The following is a 17,954-nucleotide window of genomic DNA, read 5'->3' on the forward strand; positions in this document are numbered from 1 at the left end:
TCACACCTTAGCCACGAGCGGGCGGCCCAACAGGCCTTGTGGCCGGAAGATAAGGATCAACACCAGCAGCGAGAAACTGAACACGTCCTTGTAGTCGGAGTTGATCAGGCCGGCGAAGAGTGATTCGGAGATGCCCAGGATGATCCCGCCCAACATGGCTCCAGGCAGCGAACCGATGCCGCCGAGCACCGCGGCGGTGAACGCCTTGATGCCGATGATGAAGCCGGCATAGAAGTCGAAGGTGCCGTAGTTCATGGTGATCAACACGCCAGCCAGGGCGGCCATGACCGCACCGATGACGAATACGTAGGAGATCACTCGGTCGGTGTTGATACCCAGAATCGAGGCCATCTTGCGGTCTTGCTGGGTGGCGCGGCACATCCGCCCAAGTTTGGTGTACTTGATCACATAGGTGAGCAGGGCCATGCCGGCAAAGGCAGCAATCAGAATGAAGATCTTGGTGTAGGTCAGTTGCACGAAGCCGCTACCAACCTCGACCCGCAGCGCGCCTTCGAGCAGGGTCGGCACGCCTTGCTGGCGAGCGCCCTGGCTGATCTGCGCATAGTTCTGCAGGATCAGCGAGATGCCGATAGCGCTGATCAGCGGCGCCAGGCGGGTGGAGTTACGCAGGGGTTTGTACGCGATACGTTCGATGGTGAAGCCGTACACACCGGTCACCACCACGGTGAACAGCAGCGTGCCGAGCATCAGCAGCGGGAAGGATTCGACACCGAAATAAGCCAGCAATGCCAGGCTGATTGCCGCCAGGTAGGCGGAAATCATATACACCTCGCCGTGCGCGAAGTTGATCATGCCGATGATGCCATAGACCATTGTGTAGCCGATGGCGATCAGGCCGTAGACCGACCCGAGGGTCAGGCCGTTGACCAGTTGCTGCAGGAAAATACCATCCATAACGCAATCTCGCTGAGTGAGATCGCCCCTGCGCTGGCCACAGCGGGGCTGCCGTCAGGCGGCCCGCGTGGTGCAGCACAGGTGCAGATCTACGGATAAAGACAGATACCGCCTGGGCGTCGGCCCGGGTCTGTGCCCGGGCCTTGCGCCGTTGTTATTTTTGTTTTTCCAGCTGGTGGTACTTGCCGTCTTTATCCCACTGGTAGACCACGTAGTCGGAGATCTTCAGGTCACCCTTGGCGTCCCAGGTCTTCTCGCCCATGACGGTCTGCACCGGGTTGGCCTTGAGCCACTTGGCGGCGTCTTCGCCCTTGTTCGACTTGGCGCCATTGAATGCAGCAGCCAGGGCCTGTACCGAGGCGTAGGCATACAGGGTGTAGCCTTCAGGCTCGGTGCCGTTCTTGCGGAACTGATCCACTACCGCCTTGCTGTCTGGCAGCAGACGCGGGTCGGCGCCGAAGGTCATGTACACGCCGTCGACGTATTGCGCGCCGCCTGCGGTGGTGACCAGTTCGTCGGTGACGATACCGTCATCGGACATGAACTTGACGTCTTTCAGGCCAGCTTCACGCAGCTGACGTACCAGCGGACCGGCTTCCGGGTGCAGGCCGCCGAAGTAGACGACATCGGCGCCGGCGCCACGGATCTTGGTGACCACCGCGCTGAAGTCTTTCTCGCCGCGGGTCAGGCCTTCATACAGCACCGGTTTGACGCCGCGTTTTTCCAGCTGCGCCTTGGTCGCATCGGCCAGGCCTTGGCCATAGGTGTCCTTGTCGTGCAGCACCACGACCTTCTTGCCCTTGAGCACATCAACGATGTAGTCGCCGGCAACGATGCCTTGCTGGTCGTCACGCCCGCACATGCGGAACATGGCCGACAGGCCCCGCTCGGTGACCTGCGGGTTGGTCGAGCCTGGGGTAATCGCGATGATGCCGGCCTCGTCGTACACCTCGGAGGCTGGGATGGTGTTGGACGAGCAGAAGTGCCCGACCACGCCAACCACTTTCTCCTGGTCGACCAGCTTGTTGGCTACCGCTACGGCCTGTTTCGGTTCGCAGGCGTCATCGCCGGCTACCAGTTTGATCTGCTCGCCGTTGACCCCACCGGCCTTGTTGATCGCGTCGGCCGCAGCCTGCGCACCTTTCATGTACTGCTCGCCAAACGCTGCGTTGGCCCCGGTCATTGGCCCCGCGACGCCGATCTTGATGTCGGCCTGAACATACGAAGAAACACCCAGTGCCGTTGCCACGGCCAGAGCCAGGAAGCCTTTCTTGTAAAACGTCTGCGACATGAGGTGGTGCTCCTAGAGTCTTTTTTTTGGTTGGCACTACAACGTTCTGCTTGCTGATCAGAGCAAGCGCCGTGCCACTGACTTTGCATTTCGAGCAAACACGCCTGGCTGGCCGTCTGGAGGCCGGCGCCGGGCATCGTTCATTGAGCGTGCAACCGTCTACAACGAAGCGGGCGCCACCATTCCTCCAATATAGGCGCAACCGAGCAGTGCCATCATTGCAACCAGCACCAGTGTCAACGTGCAACCTGCCGGTAACTGTCGACGTCACCGAAGTGCACACCGCTGGTGCGTGACTGCTACGGGGGCACTGTTTCAAGGCTAGTCGCTGCGCGCGAAAACGTCCGGGTTTTGGCAGTTACAGCCCCGTTGCAGGGCTGCGCGAAGCCTGCCCGCAGCAGCCGCGACACGGTCAGGTGTAGGAGCGGCCTTGTGTCGCGAAAGGCGCGCGCAGCGGGCCCGGCGATTTTGCGGTGCAGCACAAATGCTGGGGCCGCTACGCGACCCTTTCGCGACACAAGGCCGCTCCTACAGAGGCTCCGCGCGAGGTAAAGGTAATGCGGTCAACTGTGAGTGCCCTGTGAAGCGCAAAGGCTGGCACAATGATCGCCATTCCCGCGCGCTTGCGCCGTTTCAGCGAGCGCCGCCGACCTGGAGCTTTCAATGAGCGAGAGCGCATTCTCTGAGCGCATCGTGCACAACCTGCTCGACACCGATTTTTACAAGCTGACGATGATGCAGGCGGTGCTGCACAACTATCCCGATGCTGATGTCGAGTGGGAGTTTCGCTGCCGCAACGGCGAAGACCTGCGCCCTTATCTGGGCGAGATTCGCCGCCAGATCGAGCTGCTCAGCGAGCTGACCCTGGACGACGGCCAGCTGGCGTTTCTTGAGCGCATCAGCTTTCTCAAGCCAGACTTTCTGCGCTTTTTGCGCCTGTTCCGCTTCAACCTGCGCTATGTCCATCTGGGCATCGAAGACGATCAGCTGTGCTTGCGTCTAAAAGGCCCGTGGCTGCATGTGATCCTCTTCGAGGTGCCGCTGCTGGCGCTGATCAGCGAGGTGCGCAACCGTCACCTGCACCCGCACATGCAGCTGGCGGCTGCCCGCGATCAGCTCTACCGCAAGTTCGACTGGCTCAGGGCCAACGCCAGCGAGGACGAACTGGCCGAACTGCAGGTAGCCGACTTCGGCACCCGGCGGCGCTTCTCCAGCCGCGTCCAGGAAGAAGTCGTGCGGGTCCTGCGCGATGACTTCCCGGGGCGCTTCGTCGGCACCAGCAATGTCGATCTGGCATGGAAACTGGATATCAGACCATTGGGCACCATGGCCCATGAATGGCTGATGGCCCATCAGCAACTCGGCCCGCGCCTGATCGACAGCCAGATCGCCGCGCTCGACTGCTGGGTCCGCGAGTACCGCGGCCTGCTCGGCATCGCCTTGACCGATTGCATCACCATGGATGCCTTCCTCAATGATTTCGATCTGTACTTTGCCAAGCTGTTCGACGGCCTGCGCCACGACTCCGGCGAGCCGGTGGCCTGGGCGGAAAAGGCTATCGCCCATTACCAGCAACTGGGCATCGATCCGATGACCAAGACCCTGGTGTTCTCCGACGGTCTCGACCTGCCGCGTTCGTTGCAGATATTCCGTGCCCTGCGTGGTCGCATCAATGTCAGCTTCGGCATCGGCACCAACCTCACCTGCGACCTGCCGGGAGTAGCGCCGATGAGCATCGTGCTTAAAATGACCGACTGCAATGGCTCGCCGGTAGCGAAGATTTCCGACGAGGCCGCCAAGACACAGTGCCGCGATGAAAACTTCGTCGCCTACCTGCGTCACGTATTCAAAGTTGCCCACAAGGAGTAACCCATGCAAGCCGTTCAGCAAGAGATCGCGCAGCAGCTCAAGGTGCAGCCGCCATTCGCCGATGCCGCCGCGCTCGAAGCCGAAATTGCCCGGCGTGTGGCCTTCATCAAGGACTGCCTGGCCAACGCCCGGCTCAAGACCCTGGTGCTGGGCATCAGTGGCGGGGTCGACTCGCTGACCGCCGCCCTGCTCGCCCAGCGCGCCGTCAACGAACTGCGCGCCAGCAGCGGCGACGACGGCTATCGCTTCATCGCCGTGCGTCTGCCGTACAACGTGCAGCACGACGAACACGACGCGCAGGCTTGCCTGGATGTGATCAAGGCCGATGAAGTGCACACCATCGACATCGCTCCCGCCGTACTTGGGCTCAAGAGCAAGGTCGATGTGCTGCAGGACGGCGCACCGGCCATGGTCGATTTCGTGGTCGGCAACATCAAGGCGCGCATGCGCATGGTGGCCCAGTACAGCGTCGCTGGCGCCCGTGGCGGCCTGGTGATCGGCACCGACCATGCGGCCGAGGCGGTAATGGGCTTCTTCACCAAGTTCGGCGACGGCGCCTGTGATCTGGCGCCGCTCAGCGGCCTGGTGAAGAACCAGGTACGTGCCATTGCTCGTGCCTTTGGTGCGCCTGAGTCACTGGTCGAGAAAGTACCGACCGCGGACCTCGAAGACCTTGAGCCAGGCAAGCCAGATGAAGCAGCGCACGGCATCACTTACCAGCAGATCGATGCCTTCCTGCACGGTGAGCCTGTCGACCAGCATGCTTTCGATATCATCGTCAGCACCTACCGCAAGACTCAGCACAAGCGCGAGCTGCCGTTCGCGCCGTAATCGGCGGCGATAAAAAAAGCCCGACCGCGACGTTGATCGCGGCCGGGCTTTTTTTGTGGCGTGGCTTACTTGACCACGACCTTGCCTTTCATCATCGAGATGTGGCCTGGGAAGGTGCAGAAGAAGCTGTAGTCGCCGCCAGCTTCCAGCTTGGAAGTGTCGAAGGTGACCTTGGTTTCTTTCTCTGGCGCACCGATCATCGCGGTGTGAGCGATGATATTGGCGTTGTCTTCCTTCAGGTAACCCTTGTCGATGCCTTGGGTCATGCCTTCGGTGGCAATGGCCTGCATGTCGGCAGTCTTGCTGACCACCAGGTTATGGCCCATGACGTTCTTCGGCAGGTTGCCGGAGTGAGTCAGGGTCACGGTGAATTCTTTGCAGCTCTTGTCGACGGTGAATTCTTTGCTGTTGTAGGACATCTGGTCAGTCGAATCAATGGTCACCGCGCACTCGGCTGCAAACACAGAAGCGCTGGCGAGGGTCAGCAGGGATACCGCTACAGCTTTCGCAAACATCGTGAATCTCCTTGGCAGGGTTTATCAATTGCGAGTCTGCCTGAAAGCGGAACGAGCGTGCCTGATATGCATCAAGGCAGTGTTCGGCTGGCAGCCAGTAAATTTGTTCTATGGATTGTATACAACCAATCTAAGTGCACATCATGCCTGCATAACCGACGATGGGACAACCTCTCATTTAGGAGCAAACGACATGTCCCTTGGTAGCTTGATGAATAGCCTGCTCGCCGCTTACGCCCATGGCACCACTGGCGCGGCCTGCGAGTTTTCCCGTCCCGAATAAATCCGATCTTGGAAGCGACAGGCATGCGCTTTACCCTTGGACGTCTGTAAAGGGAGAGAAGCAATGCCTGTACGTTCCGTTTGTGTGTTCTGCGGCGCCAGTATCGGCGCCAACCCCGCCTACCGCGCAGCGGCCGTTGCCCTCGGCGAAGCGATTGCCCGGCGTGGCCTACGCCTGGTCTACGGCGGCGGCGCGGTCGGCCTGATGGGCGTGGTTGCCGACGCGGCGATGGCGGCCGGCGGTGAGGTGGTCGGGATCATCCCGCAGAGCCTGGTCGACGCCGAAGTCGGCCACAGTGGGCTGACCCGCTTGGAAGTGGTCGACGGCATGCACGCACGCAAAGCCCGTATGGCCGAACTCAGCGATGCCTTTATTGCCCTGCCGGGTGGCTTGGGGACGCTTGAGGAGTTGTTCGAGGTGTGGACCTGGGGGCAACTGGGCTACCACGCCAAGCCGCTGGGACTGCTCGATGTAAACGGCTTCTATACCAAGCTGGGCGGGTTCCTCGACCATATTGTCGAAGAAGGTTTTGTGCGGCCGCAGCACCGGGCGATGCTGTTGCTCGGGCAGCAGGCGGATGCGCTGCTGGACGGGATGGATGAATTCGTCGCGCCGGTGGTGCCCAAGTGGGTCGATCGCGCACCTGACTGACCGTGCATCTGGGCCCGCTTGCGCGGGCCTTTCGCGACACAAGGCCGCTCCCACAGATCCGGTGCACGCCTCGAAGGCGGCGCTGACCATGTGGGAGCGGCCTTGCGTCGCGAAAGGGCCGCAAAGCGGCCCCATCAACCTTCAGATCAACGCGGAACCGCTGGCTGACGCGGCTTCTTCTTGCCGCCGCCCTTGGCCGCTTCCTTACGCTCCTTGGCCGCCTGCTGGTTACGCGCAAACGCCTCAGCCTTGGCCTTCTCACGCTTGTCCCACGGCTTGCTGCCGTCACTGGCGCGCGGTGGCAACCCGGAGTGCTGAGTAAGGATCTTCTGTTCCTTGCCGACCTTGTGGCTGCCGCTCGGCGTGGAGTTCTTGCGCCGTGCACTCTGGTAGCCGTCGGTCTGCGGCTGATGCAGCGGGATCAACTGGTGCTTGCCCGGGCCGATCAGGTCGGCGCGGCCCATGCGCTCCAGTGCTTCACGCAGCATCGGCCAGCCTTTCGGATCGTGGTAGCGCAGGAATGCCTTGTGCAGCCGACGCTGCTCGTCGCTCTTGACGATCTCGACGCCTTCGCTCTTGTAGGTGACCTTGCGCAGCGGGTTCTTGCCCGAGTGGTACATCGCCGTGGCCGAGGCCATTGGCGACGGGTAGAACGCTTGCACCTGGTCGGCACGGAAGCCGTTGCCCTTGAGCCACAGGGCGAGGTTCATCATGTCCTCGTCGGTGGTGCCCGGGTGCGCGGCGATGAAGTACGGGATCAGGTACTGCTCTTTGCCCGCTTCTTTCGAGTACTTCTCGAACATGCGCTTGAAGCGATCGTAGCTGCCGATACCCGGCTTCATCATCTTGTCCAGCGGGCCACGCTCGGTGTGCTCCGGGGCAATCTTCAGGTAACCGCCGACGTGGTGGGTGACCAATTCCTTGACGTACTCCGGCGACTCGACCGCGAGGTCGTAGCGCAGGCCCGAAGCGATCAGGATCTTCTTCACCCCCGGCAAGGCACGGGCCTTGCGGTACAGCTCGATCAGCGAAGTATGGTCAGTGTTGAGGTTCTCGCAGATGCCCGGGAACACGCACGACGGCTTGCGGCAGTGCTTCTCGATCTCGGTGCTTTTGCAGGCGATGCGGTACATGTTGGCGGTCGGCCCGCCAAGGTCGGAGACCACGCCGGTGAAGCCCGGCACCTTGTCGCGCATCTCCTCGATCTCGTTGAGGATCGACTCGTGCGAGCGGTTCTGGATGATGCGGCCTTCATGCTCGGTGATCGAGCAGAAGGTGCAGCCGCCAAAGCAACCACGCATGATGTTCACCGAGAAGCGAATCATCTCGTAAGCCGGGATGCGCTCCTTACCGTAGGCCGGGTGCGGCACACGGGCATACGGCATGCCGAACACGTAGTCCATTTCTTCAGTGGTCATCGGAATCGGCGGCTGGTTGAACCAGACGTCGACGTCGCCGTGCTTCTGCACCAGCGCACGGGCGTTACCCGGATTGGTTTCAAGGTGCAGAACGCGGTTGGCATGGGCGTACAGCACCGGGTCATTGCGGACCTTCTCGAACGAGGGCAGACGCAGCACGGTCTTGTCGCGGGTCATGCCCGGGCTGTCGAGGATCTGCACCACCTTGGCTTCGTTCGGATCTTCGACCTCGCCCTTGGCTTGCTCGATGGCGCAGGCCTGGGTGTCTTGAGTATTCACGTACGGGTTGATGATCTTGTCGACCTTGCCCGGACGGTCGATGCGCGTCGAGTCGATTTCGAACCAGCCCGCCGGGGTGTCGCGGCGTACGAAGGCGGTGCCGCGCACGTCAGTGATCTGCTCGATGGTTTCGCCGTTGGACAGGCGCTGCGCGACTTCAACTACCGCACGCTCGGCGTTGCCGAACAGGAGGATGTCGGCGCAGGCGTCGATCAGGATCGAATGGCGGACCTTGTCCTGCCAGTAATCGTAGTGGGCGATGCGGCGCAGCGAAGCCTCGATGCCGCCGAGCACGATCGGCACATGCTTGTAGGCTTCCTTGCAGCGCTGGCTGTACACCAGGCTGGCACGGTCAGGGCGCTTGCCGGCCAGACCACCAGGGGTGTAGGCATCGTCGGAGCGCATCTTCTTGTCAGCGGTGTAGCGGTTGATCATCGAGTCCATGTTGCCGGCCGCGACGCCGAAGAACAGGTTCGGCTCGCCAAGCTTCATGAAGTCGTCTTTGGACTGCCAGTTCGGCTGGGCAATGATGCCGACCCGGAAGCCCTGGGCTTCGAGCAGGCGGCCGATGATGGCCATGCCAAACGACGGATGGTCGACGTAGGCATCACCGGTCACGATGATGATGTCGCAGGAATCCCAGCCGAGCTGATCCATCTCCTCCCTGCTCATCGGCAGGAAAGGCGCTGGCCCGAAGCATTCGGCCCAGTACTTGGGATAGTCGTAAAGTGGTTTGGCTGCGTGCATGTCAGTGACCGGTTCTTGGTGTGCAGGGAAATCGCGGGCGCGGAATATAGCACAAATTTTGATCACATCCGACGGTAATGGTCGGATTTTGCCTGAAGGCATTGGGCGCACGGCCGCATCAGCGACCCTTCAGAATCATCGCAATCCTCTAAACGCCAAGCTGACCTCAGTAAACGGCATGGGGCACGCCTGAAGCGAGCGGGCCTTACTATAAATTCTGACAGTGTTGGAGACCCTCACTGGGGGGTAGGCTGCCGGAGAAGGCCATCATCGAAGCTAGCAGAATGAAGAAATTTTTTTACCACCAACGAAGAGTCAGCACGTTGCTACAGCAGGGCGGACGGACGCGCTTGCTTGCGAGCCCTGCAGGCATCATGGCTGTATGCGAGGAGCTCGACTGCCATCTGGTTGCCAGCGAGGCAAACGAGTCCCCCACCTCACTCATATCACCGCAAGAGCGTGATGCCGTTGTTTTCAGTGCCTACGGGTCAACCCCAGAGAAAAAACTCACGGTCGGCTTCAAGGGAGAGCTTCAAGATTCGACAACCCGTCACTATCTACTTGGAAACGGCTATCGTGCTTACAATCCTGTCTTGATGCGGTTCAATAGCCCTGATCGCGAGAGCCCCTTCGCGAGAGGAGGTATCAATACCTACACGTTTGTACTCAACGACCCTATTAATGGCAGAGACCCTTCCGGGCGCTTTGGTGAGTTCTTCAGCTCAATGCTCAGTCGCGTTTTCACGAAAAAGACTTACAGGGGCCCCATTGTTGCGGAGTTTGAGGGAGTTATCGTATTCACCGCACCCCCGCGTCAAGATGGCCGTTTGCCAACCCTCTATATCACTTCTCACGGCAGCGCGGGCTATATAGGCGGTAGTAACGTCGCGATCCACGATGGCTTGAGTCTTTACAAAAGGCTGATCGCAAATAAAGTCGACATGACCGGGCGGCAAACCCATTTCCTATCGTGTGACTCAAGCCTGCCTAACTCCCGGACAGGTAGATCCATGACGCAGGACATGAGTAGCATGACCGGCGCACAGTCCTCGGGATACGCGACCACAGTCTCCCTGGTCGAAACGAGACTAGGAAACGAATATCAGGTGCAGAAGCTCCGTGTTATGCCATTCCATGGAATGACATCGACGAAAACCAGGTCAGGGGGCATTCGAGATCCTCAGCGGCACCTTGACGAAGATTACGTCTAGTTGTAATCCGGCGCACCGACGCCTTAATGCCACCGAGGACAATCGACGCGTGCTTGTAGGCTTCCTTCAGCGCTGGCTGTAGACCAGGCTGGCGCGGTGAGGACGGTTAGAGTTCATGTTGCCTGCAGCGACACCGAAGAACAGGTTCGGCTCGCCGAGCTTTATGAAGTGACCGGTTCTTGGTGTGCAGGGAAATCGCGGGCGCGGAAAATAGCACAAATTTTGATCACATCCGACGGTAATGGTCGGATTTTGCCTGAGCGCATCCGGCACAGAGACGATGGGAGAATCCGCCATCAGCGTGCGAAGTCACGAAGAGGACAATGGTTTTCATCAGCATCTGATCAAACCTATGGGCACAGCGGCTACGTTTACCCGACTTTGCTTGCGCCTCTTCGGCAAAAGGCGCTCCGAACGACGCGCCGGCCAGCCTCAGCCTCTATCCATGCAGTTTGAACCTATCGGTAGCTGACCTACATTCCTTCAAACCAAGAGGCTCGGCAGCGCCATACCAAGCGACTTTGAGCGAACGACACAATCATTCGTCGTCGTCGAAGTTATACGCACCCGGCGCCAGGTTTTCGAAGCGGGTGTACTTGCCGATGAACGCCAGGCGGACAAACCCGATCGGGCCATTACGCTGCTTGCCGATGATGATCTCGGCGACGCCCTTGTGCTCGGTCTCGGGGTGATAGACCTCATCCCGGTAGACAAACATGATCACGTCGGCGTCCTGCTCGATTGCACCGGATTCACGCAAGTCGGAGTTGACCGGGCGCTTGTTCGGGCGCTGTTCCAGCGAGCGGTTCAACTGCGACAGGGCAATGACCGGGCAGTTGAATTCCTTGGCCAGGGCTTTCAACGAGCGGGAAATCTCCGAAATCTCGTTGGTACGGTTGTCACCACTGGAGCCCGGGATCTGCATCAGCTGCAGGTAGTCGACCATGATCATGCCGATCTCGCCGTGTTCGCGGGCCAGGCGGCGGGTCCGCGCGCGCATCTCCGAAGGGCTGATGCCGGCGGTATCGTCGATGAACAGCTTGCGGTCGTTGAGCAGGTTGACCGCCGAGGTCAACCGCGGCCAGTCGTCATCATCAAGCTGACCGGAACGCACCTTGGTCTGGTCGATGCGACCCAGCGACGAGAGCATCCGCATGATCAGCGATTCGCCTGGCATCTCGAGGGAGAACACCAGCACCGCCTTGTCGCTGCGCAGCACGGCGTTTTCCACCAGGTTCATGGCGAAGGTGGTTTTACCCATCGACGGACGGCCGGCAACGATGATCAGGTCGGCCGCCTGCAGGCCGCTGGTCTTGCCGTCCAGGTCGGTATAGCCGGTGGAGATACCGGTGATGTCGCTGTCGGAGTTGAACAGCGTGTCGATGCGGTCGATGGCCTTGGCCAGCAGGTCGTTGACCCCGACCGGGCCGCCGGTCTTGGGCCGCGCCTCGGCGATCTGGAAGATCTGCCGCTCGGCATCGTCAAGAATCTCGGCGGCGTTGCGCCCTTGCGGGTTGAAGGCGTTGTCGGCGATATCGGTGCTGATGCTGATCAGCTGGCGCAGCGTGGCGCGCTCACGAATGATCGCCGCATAAGCCTTGATGTTGGCAACCGACGGGGTGTTCTTGGCCAGCTCGGCCAGATACGCCAGGCCGCCGACCTGGCTCGACTGGCCTTCGCGGTCGAGCTGTTCGTGCAGGGTGACCACGTCGAACGGCTGGTTGAGATCAACCAGCTTGTGGATGGCACGGAAGATCAGGCGGTGGTCATGCCGGTAGAAGTCGCCATCCGAGACCTGATCCAGCACCCGCTCCCAGGCTTCGTTGTCCAGCATCAGACCACCGAGCACGGCCTGTTCGGCCTCGATGGAATGGGGCGGCACTTTCAGCGCGGCGGTTTGCAGGTCGAGCTGTTCTGGATGGGTGATCTCGTTCATGGCCACAATAGAATTCTGGGTGATGAGAAAAACAAAGGGCACGGCCTGCAAAGCAGAGCCGCGCCCAATGTTAACCGGCTAGCCCACAGGGAGCCAGCCGAGTGCTACAGCTTAGGCTGCAACGACAACCACGCGAACGGTGGCTTCAACGTCGCTGTGCAGGTGCACGGCTACGTCGTATTCGCCAACGTTACGGATGGTGCCGTTCGGCAGACGAACTTCAGCTTTAGCCACTTCAACGCCGGAGGCAGTCAGGGCATCAGCGATGTCGTGGGTGCCGATCGAACCGAACAGCTTGCCTTCGTCGCCAGCGGTGGCAGTGATAGTCACTTCCAGCTCGGCCAGTTGGGCAGCACGGCTTTCAGCCGAAGATTTCTTGTCAGCTGCAGCTTTTTCAAGCTCGGCGCGACGTTCTTCGAACGCAGCGACGTTGGCGGCATTGGCAACAGTGGCCTTGCCGAACGGCAGCAGGAAGTTACGGCCGTAACCGGCTTTAACTTTAACTTTGTCGCCCAGGTTGCCCAGGTTAGCGACTTTTTCCAGCAGGATCAGTTCCATTTGGTAAAACCTCTTAACTTTTAACCTTCACCGTTCGCGGAATCGTCACCCTGAGGCGACTTGCGACCGCGAAAATCAACCAGGCTATCGACAATGGCCAGGACCACGAGCAGCGGATAAGTCAGCTGCATGAACAGCACCAGCGTCACGTACAACCCGACCAGCCAGAATCTGCCCAGACGTTTCTGTGCCACCAACCCGTGCAGCAGGGCAAGCCCGGCAAACATGAGCGGTACGCTGCAAAGCGGCGTGAGCAGCGCCAGGGCAGAACCGAGGTTCGGACCCAACACCATGCACCCCAGCAATACCAGCGTTGGCACCAAGGGAATCCGTACCGCTTGAAACTCGCGGCCGAAACCTCCCGGGTTGTACAACGAGGCCTGCCAGTAGCGCCCCAACATCAGGGACAACACACTGACAACCTGCAGCAAAGCCGCAATCAGGCCATTGAGCACCGGTACGACAAGACTCCCAAGGCGTGCCTGCTCCTCTACCGATAACTGCTGGTAGAGACCGTCGAGCATCTGCGGCAGGGCTTTTTCAAGCGCTCGCGCCAGAGCTTCAATCGGTTCACGGAACACCGAACTGAGAATCAGGCCATACAACAGGCCCAGTGCAATGCTGGACAACAGCACCCGGTTCCAGGAATGCCCGGCGCGCAACAGCGCAGCCAACCCCAGCGTACCCAGCAACACCATCAAGGTGCGCGGCTCGCCGAAGACCCACCAGACCAACGCCGGCAAAATGCCCCAGACGATGACCGAGGAAGCGTCCTTGAAACCGCGCCGCAGGAACACCAGGCTCCCAGCGGCGGCACACAACCAGAACAACAGCGGCAATGCCGCACAACCGGCCACTACTACAGCGGCCTGCACGCGACCGCGCATGATGAAATCAGCCAACGCTCGCATGCTTATCCCTTGCTACTTGTCGAAAGCCAGGCCTCAGCGGCCGTGGCTGTCGGTGTAGGCAAGCAGGGCCAGGAAGCGGGCGCGCTTGATAGCGGTAGCCAGCTGACGCTGATAACGAGCTTTGGTACCGGTGATACGGCTTGGAACGATCTTGCCGGTTTCGGATACGTAAGCTTTCAGGGTGTTGAGATCTTTGAAGTCGATCTCTTTCACGTCTTCAGCAGTGAAGCGGCAGAATTTACGACGACGGAAGAAACGTGCCATGTAATAGGCTCCTCAAAAGGTCCGTGGATTACTCGTCAGCGCTATCGCTGGCGTCGCTGTCATTGCTGTCGTCGCCATCGGCGCCATCAGCTTCAGGACGTTCACGACGCTCACGGCGCTCGCTGCGGTTCTCTTCGGCCTTGAGCATCTCGGACGGGCCAGTAACGGCTTCGTCGCGACGGATGACCAGGTTACGGATCACGGCATCGTTGTAACGGAAGTTGTCTTCCAGCTCGGCCAGGGCCTTGCCAGTGCACTCAACGTTCAGCATCACGTAGTGAGCCTTGTGAACATTGTTGATTGCGTAGGCCAGTTGACGACGGCCCCAATCTTCCAGACGGTGGATTTTGCCACCATCTTCTTCGATCAGCTTGGTGTAACGCTCAACCATGCCGCCGACTTGCTCGCTCTGATCCGGGTGGACCAGAAAGATGATTTCGTAATGACGCATGAATGCTCCTTACGGGTTAGAAGCCTGCCAGGGAATCTGGTCAGACAAGGAGTGAATGACACTGTATGACTTGCCTTGTGCAGAAGGCACATGCGCGCCTGCCTGCTGGGCAAGGGGCGCAATTGTAGAGAAGGCGGGACGCACAAGCAAGGTGATTGGCGATTATTTGAACAGCGGCAGGGATCTGCCCAAATCGCCAGGGTGCAGACTGATCCCGGCGGGCAAATAGCTACGCCGGGATCGCTGCAGACGACTGGATCAGCGCTTCAGTTGGCGCTGACGTACGGCTTCGAACAGGCACACACCGGTAGCCACCGACACGTTCAGGCTGCTGACGCTGCCAGCCATCGGCAGCTTCACGAGGAAGTCGCAATGATCACGGGTCAGACGACGCATGCCCTTGCCTTCAGCACCCATGACCACCACCAGCGGGCCGGTCAGGTCCTGTTGGTAGATCTCCTTGTCGGCTTCGCCGGCAGTGCCGACCACCCACAGGCCGCGCTGCTGGAGCTTCTCCAGGGTACGCGCCAGGTTGGTCACGGCGACCAGCGGGATCACCTCGGCAGCGCCGCAAGCAACCTTGCGCACAGCCGGAGTCAGGGTCGCCGACTTGTCCTTGGGCACCACCACTGCGGTGGCACCGGCAGCATCGGCGGTGCGCAGGCACGCGCCGAGGTTGTGCGGGTCGGTAACGCCATCGAGCACGAGAATCAGCGGCGGGGTTTCGGTGCGCTCGAGCAACTCCTCGAGCATCAACTCGCCCCACACCTGCGCCGGGCTGACTTCAGCCACCACGCCCTGATGCACGCCTTCAACCCAGGCGTCCATCTCGCGACGCTCGGCCTGGCCGACCGCTACGCGGTTTTCTGCGGCCAGAGCCAGCAGGGTTTGCAGACGCGGCTCACTGCGCCCTTCCGACAACCAGATCTGCTTGACCCGCTTGGGATGGTGCTGCAGCAGCGCCTGCACGGCGTGCACGCCGTAGATTTTTTCCAACTGACTCATGACTTATTCTTGCTCTTGCGTGGCGCGCCGGACTTGGACGGCCCTTTACGGTGTTTGCTTGGCTTGTCGCTGGCGGGCTTGCTCGAACTTTTGCCGGACTTGCTTGCCGTCGGCGCATTGCGGGCTTCGCCCATCAGCGCCTTTTTCACTTCACGGCTCTTGCGTACTTCGGCGTTGCGCTGCACGGCATCGCTCGGGAAGTAGGCATCCGAACTTTCATTCTTGCGCCGACGCGGTGCTGGCTCGGCCTTGGCTTCTGGCTTGGCTTGCGACGTGGCCTCGCGCTTGCTGTCCTGCTTCACGTCACGCTTGCCCGTGCCAGCACCTTTGCCTGCCGGCGCGGACTTGCCCGCCGGAGCCGTCTCGGCGGCGCCACGTTGCTTGCGGCCAACCGGCGCATTGACGGTGGCTTCGGACATTTCGAAGTCGATCTTGCGCTCGTCGAGATCGACCCGCATGACCTTGACTTCAACCGTGTCGCCCAAGCGGAAGCTGCGACCGGTGCGTTCGCCCGACAGGCGATGATGCACGGCGTCGTAGTGGTAGTAGTCGCCCGGCAGCGCGCTGACGTGGACCAGGCCTTCGACGTAAATGTCGGTCAGTTCGATGAACAAACCAAAACCGGTCACAGCGGTGATTACGCCCGGGAAGACTTCGCCCACACGGTCTTTCATGTACTCGCACTTGAGCCAGTTGACCACGTCGCGGGTGGCCTCGTCGGCGCGCCGCTCGGTCATCGAGCACTGCTCGCCCATCTGCTCCAGGGTGGCAACGTCGTACGGGTAGATGCGCGCTTTGGGGATTGCCACGGCGCCGGCACGCTTGACGTGCGGGGTGTCGATCTTGGAGCGGATCACGCTGCGAATGGCACGGTGCACCAGCAGGTCCGGGTAACGGCGGATCGGCGAGGTGAAGTGGGTGTACGCCTCGTAGTTCAGACCAAAGTGGCCATTGTTGTCGGTGCTGTACACCGCCTGGCTCAACGAGCGCAGCATCACCGTCTGGATCAGGTGGAAGTCCGGACGCCCGGAAATGCTCGCCAGCAGGGCCTGATAGTCCTTCGGCGAAGGCTCCTTGCCCTTGTGCAGCGACAAGCCCAGCTCGCCGAGGAAGGCGCGCAGTTTTTCCAGACGTTCCGGTGGCGGGCCGTCGTGCACACGGTACAACGACGGCACTTCGTGCTTCTGCATGAACGCAGCGGTCGCAACGTTGGCCGCGAGCATGCACTCTTCGATCAGCTTGTGCGCTTCGTTACGTACGGTCGGGCGAATTTCTTCGATCTTGCGGTTATCACCGAAGATGATCCGGGTTTCCTGGGTCTCGAAGTCGATCGCGCCACGGGTATGGCGCGCCGCCAGCAGGACCTTGTACAGGGCGTGCAGGTTCTTCAGGTGTGGCACGACTTCGCTGTACTCATCGCGCAGAGCCTTGCCTTCACGGGTACGCGAGTGCTCGAGCATGCTGCTGACCTTGTTGTAGGTCAGGCGTGCATGGGAGTGGATCACCGCCTCGCAGAACTGGTAGTCGACCATCTGCCCGGACTTGTTGATGGTCATTTCACAGACCATGGCCAGGCGATCGACGTGCGGATTCAACGAGCACAGGCCGTTGGACAGCTCCTCGGGCAGCATCGGGATCACCCGCTCAGGGAAATACACCGAGTTGCCGCGTTGCTGCGCTTCGATATCCAGGGCCGAGCCCAGGCGCACGTAGCTGGACACGTCGGCAATCGCCACGTACAGGCGCCAGCCGCCGGAGAACAGCCGCAGCTTGCCTTGCGGCTCGCAATAGACGGCGTCGTCGAAGTCACGGGCGTCTTCGCCGTCGATAGTGACGAACGGCAGGTGACGCAGGTCAATGCGGCGTTCCTTGTCCTTTTCTTCGACTTCGGAGCGGAACTTGCGCGCTTCCTTGACCACTTCCTGCGGCCACACGTGCGGGATGTCGTAGCTACGCAGGGCAACGTCGATTTCCATGCCCGGCGCCATGTAGTTGCCGATCACCTCGACCACATCACCCTGCGGCTGGAACCGCGGCGTTGGCCAGTGGGTGATTTTGATTTCGACGAACTGGCCGATCTTGGCGCCACCGTTACGCCCGGCAGTGACCAGCACTTCCTGCTGGATCTTCGGGTTGTCCGGGGTTACGTAGCCGATGCCGCCTTCTTCGAAGTAACGGCCAACCACGCTCTCATGGGCGCGGGAGATGATCTCGACCAGCACACCTTCGCGGCGACCACGACGGTCAGTACCGGAAACCCGTGCCAGGGCACGGTCACCGTCGAACGCCAGACGCATCTGCGACGGGCTGAGGAACAGGTCAGCGCTGCCATCATCCGGGATGAGGAAGCCGAAACCATCGCGGTGGCCAGACACGCGGCCGCAGATCAGGTCCAGTTTGTCTACCGGGGCATAGGTGCCACGCCGGGTATAGATCAGCTGACCGTCACGTTCCATGGCGCGCAGGCGGCGGCGCAGGGCTTCGATCTGGTCTTCTTCGAGCAGGCCGAACTCTGCGGCCAGCTCCTCGCGCGCGGCTGGCTCGCCACGATCGGCAAGGCGCTGCAGGATCAGCTCACGGCTGGGAATAGGGTTGTCGTATTTATCCGCTTCGCGAGCGGCCTCTGGATCGAGGGATTGCCAATCGGCCATCAGGAGGGGTTCACCTTGGTATATATAGAGTAGAAGTTTGGCATAGGCCTATTGAAACCGGAAATGTCGTCGTTGGACAGCCCCCGTCTGACAGTCTTGTTGGCGAGGGAAGCTCAACAGAATCAACGTGTTGAGTTTTTTACTTTTTTTTTGATACGAGGGCTTTAC

Annotated in this window: 15 protein-coding genes and 1 pseudogene; 4 read left to right on the top strand and 12 right to left on the bottom strand. The window is 60.6% G+C overall.

Annotated features, from left to right (window positions below):
- Both ACIOAU_RS08155 and ACIOAU_RS08160 read right to left on the bottom strand, forming a co-directional pair.
- Window positions 1–915: an ABC transporter permease subunit gene (locus tag ACIOAU_RS08155; RefSeq protein ID WP_101315985.1), complete on the bottom strand. Its 915-nt coding sequence runs from the start codon at window positions 913–915 to the stop codon at window positions 1–3.
- 154 nt (window positions 916–1,069) lie between these two features.
- Window positions 1,070–2,206: a branched-chain amino acid ABC transporter substrate-binding protein gene (locus ACIOAU_RS08160; protein WP_101315983.1), complete on the bottom strand. Its 1,137-nt coding sequence runs from the start codon at window positions 2,204–2,206 to the stop codon at window positions 1,070–1,072.
- Between the two features lie 663 nt (window positions 2,207–2,869).
- Between ACIOAU_RS08160 and pncB the strand changes: the two genes are divergently transcribed.
- On the top strand, window positions 2,870–4,075 hold the full coding sequence (gene pncB / locus ACIOAU_RS08165; protein WP_101315981.1) for a nicotinate phosphoribosyltransferase: 1,206 nt from the start codon (window positions 2,870–2,872) through the stop codon (window positions 4,073–4,075).
- Window positions 4,076–4,078: 3 nt separating this feature from the next.
- A complete protein-coding gene (nadE, locus tag ACIOAU_RS08170; RefSeq protein ID WP_150572870.1) occupies window positions 4,079–4,906 on the top strand; it encodes an ammonia-dependent NAD(+) synthetase in 828 nt (275 codons plus the stop codon).
- Between the two features lie 65 nt (window positions 4,907–4,971).
- Here nadE and azu read toward each other — a convergent pair whose 3' ends face one another.
- Entirely contained in the window at window positions 4,972–5,421 is a 450-nt protein-coding gene (azu, locus tag ACIOAU_RS08175; protein ID WP_103435862.1) for an azurin, read from the bottom strand.
- A 346-nt stretch (window positions 5,422–5,767) separates the two neighbouring features.
- Here azu and ACIOAU_RS08180 point away from each other — a divergent pair, with 346 nt between their 5' ends.
- Window positions 5,768–6,355: a TIGR00730 family Rossman fold protein gene (locus ACIOAU_RS08180; RefSeq protein WP_150571559.1), complete on the top strand. Its 588-nt coding sequence runs from the start codon at window positions 5,768–5,770 to the stop codon at window positions 6,353–6,355.
- A 146-nt stretch (window positions 6,356–6,501) separates the two neighbouring features.
- Here the strand turns inward: ACIOAU_RS08180 and ACIOAU_RS08185 are convergent, their stop codons facing one another.
- Window positions 6,502–8,799, bottom strand: coding sequence for a YgiQ family radical SAM protein (locus tag ACIOAU_RS08185; protein ID WP_101315973.1), 2,298 nt, complete (start codon window positions 8,797–8,799; stop codon window positions 6,502–6,504).
- A gap of 284 nt (window positions 8,800–9,083) precedes the next feature.
- On the opposite strand from ACIOAU_RS08185, the gene ACIOAU_RS08190 reads away from it, so the two are divergent.
- Entirely contained in the window at window positions 9,084–10,010 is a 927-nt protein-coding gene (locus ACIOAU_RS08190; RefSeq protein ID WP_401181268.1) for an RHS repeat-associated core domain-containing protein, read from the top strand.
- Between the two features lie 4 nt (window positions 10,011–10,014).
- On the opposite strand, the pseudogene ACIOAU_RS08195 reads toward ACIOAU_RS08190, so the two are convergent.
- The 8 genes and pseudogenes from ACIOAU_RS08195 to rnr all read right to left on the bottom strand — a co-directional run.
- A pseudogene (locus ACIOAU_RS08195) lies at window positions 10,015–10,178 on the bottom strand (hypothetical protein); the annotation flags it as partial.
- 370 nt (window positions 10,179–10,548) lie between these two features.
- Window positions 10,549–11,946 carry a replicative DNA helicase gene (dnaB, locus tag ACIOAU_RS08200; RefSeq protein WP_101315971.1) on the bottom strand — a complete coding sequence of 466 codons (1,398 nt, stop codon included), beginning with the start codon at window positions 11,944–11,946 and terminating at the stop codon, window positions 10,549–10,551.
- Between the two features lie 111 nt (window positions 11,947–12,057).
- Window positions 12,058–12,504, bottom strand: coding sequence for a 50S ribosomal protein L9 (rplI, locus tag ACIOAU_RS08205; protein WP_101315969.1), 447 nt, complete (start codon window positions 12,502–12,504; stop codon window positions 12,058–12,060).
- A 20-nt stretch (window positions 12,505–12,524) separates the two neighbouring features.
- Window positions 12,525–13,415: a hypothetical protein gene (locus ACIOAU_RS08210; RefSeq protein WP_150571557.1), complete on the bottom strand. Its 891-nt coding sequence runs from the start codon at window positions 13,413–13,415 to the stop codon at window positions 12,525–12,527.
- Between the two features lie 33 nt (window positions 13,416–13,448).
- Window positions 13,449–13,679: a 30S ribosomal protein S18 gene (gene rpsR, locus ACIOAU_RS08215; RefSeq protein WP_101315965.1), complete on the bottom strand. Its 231-nt coding sequence runs from the start codon at window positions 13,677–13,679 to the stop codon at window positions 13,449–13,451.
- A 28-nt stretch (window positions 13,680–13,707) separates the two neighbouring features.
- Window positions 13,708–14,130, bottom strand: coding sequence for a 30S ribosomal protein S6 (gene rpsF / locus ACIOAU_RS08220; protein ID WP_101315962.1), 423 nt, complete (start codon window positions 14,128–14,130; stop codon window positions 13,708–13,710).
- A 258-nt stretch (window positions 14,131–14,388) separates the two neighbouring features.
- Window positions 14,389–15,135: a 23S rRNA (guanosine(2251)-2'-O)-methyltransferase RlmB gene (gene rlmB / locus ACIOAU_RS08225; protein WP_101315960.1), complete on the bottom strand. Its 747-nt coding sequence runs from the start codon at window positions 15,133–15,135 to the stop codon at window positions 14,389–14,391.
- Entirely contained in the window at window positions 15,132–17,786 is a 2,655-nt protein-coding gene (rnr, locus tag ACIOAU_RS08230) for a ribonuclease R (protein ID WP_150572873.1), read from the bottom strand. The genes rlmB and rnr overlap by 4 nt, the downstream gene beginning before the upstream one ends.
- Window positions 17,787–17,954 lie beyond the last annotated feature (168 nt).

The sequence above is a fragment of the Pseudomonas sp. NPDC088322 genome (assembly GCF_044740745.1).
Lineage (GTDB): Bacteria > Pseudomonadota > Gammaproteobacteria > Pseudomonadales > Pseudomonadaceae > Aquipseudomonas > Aquipseudomonas shirazensis.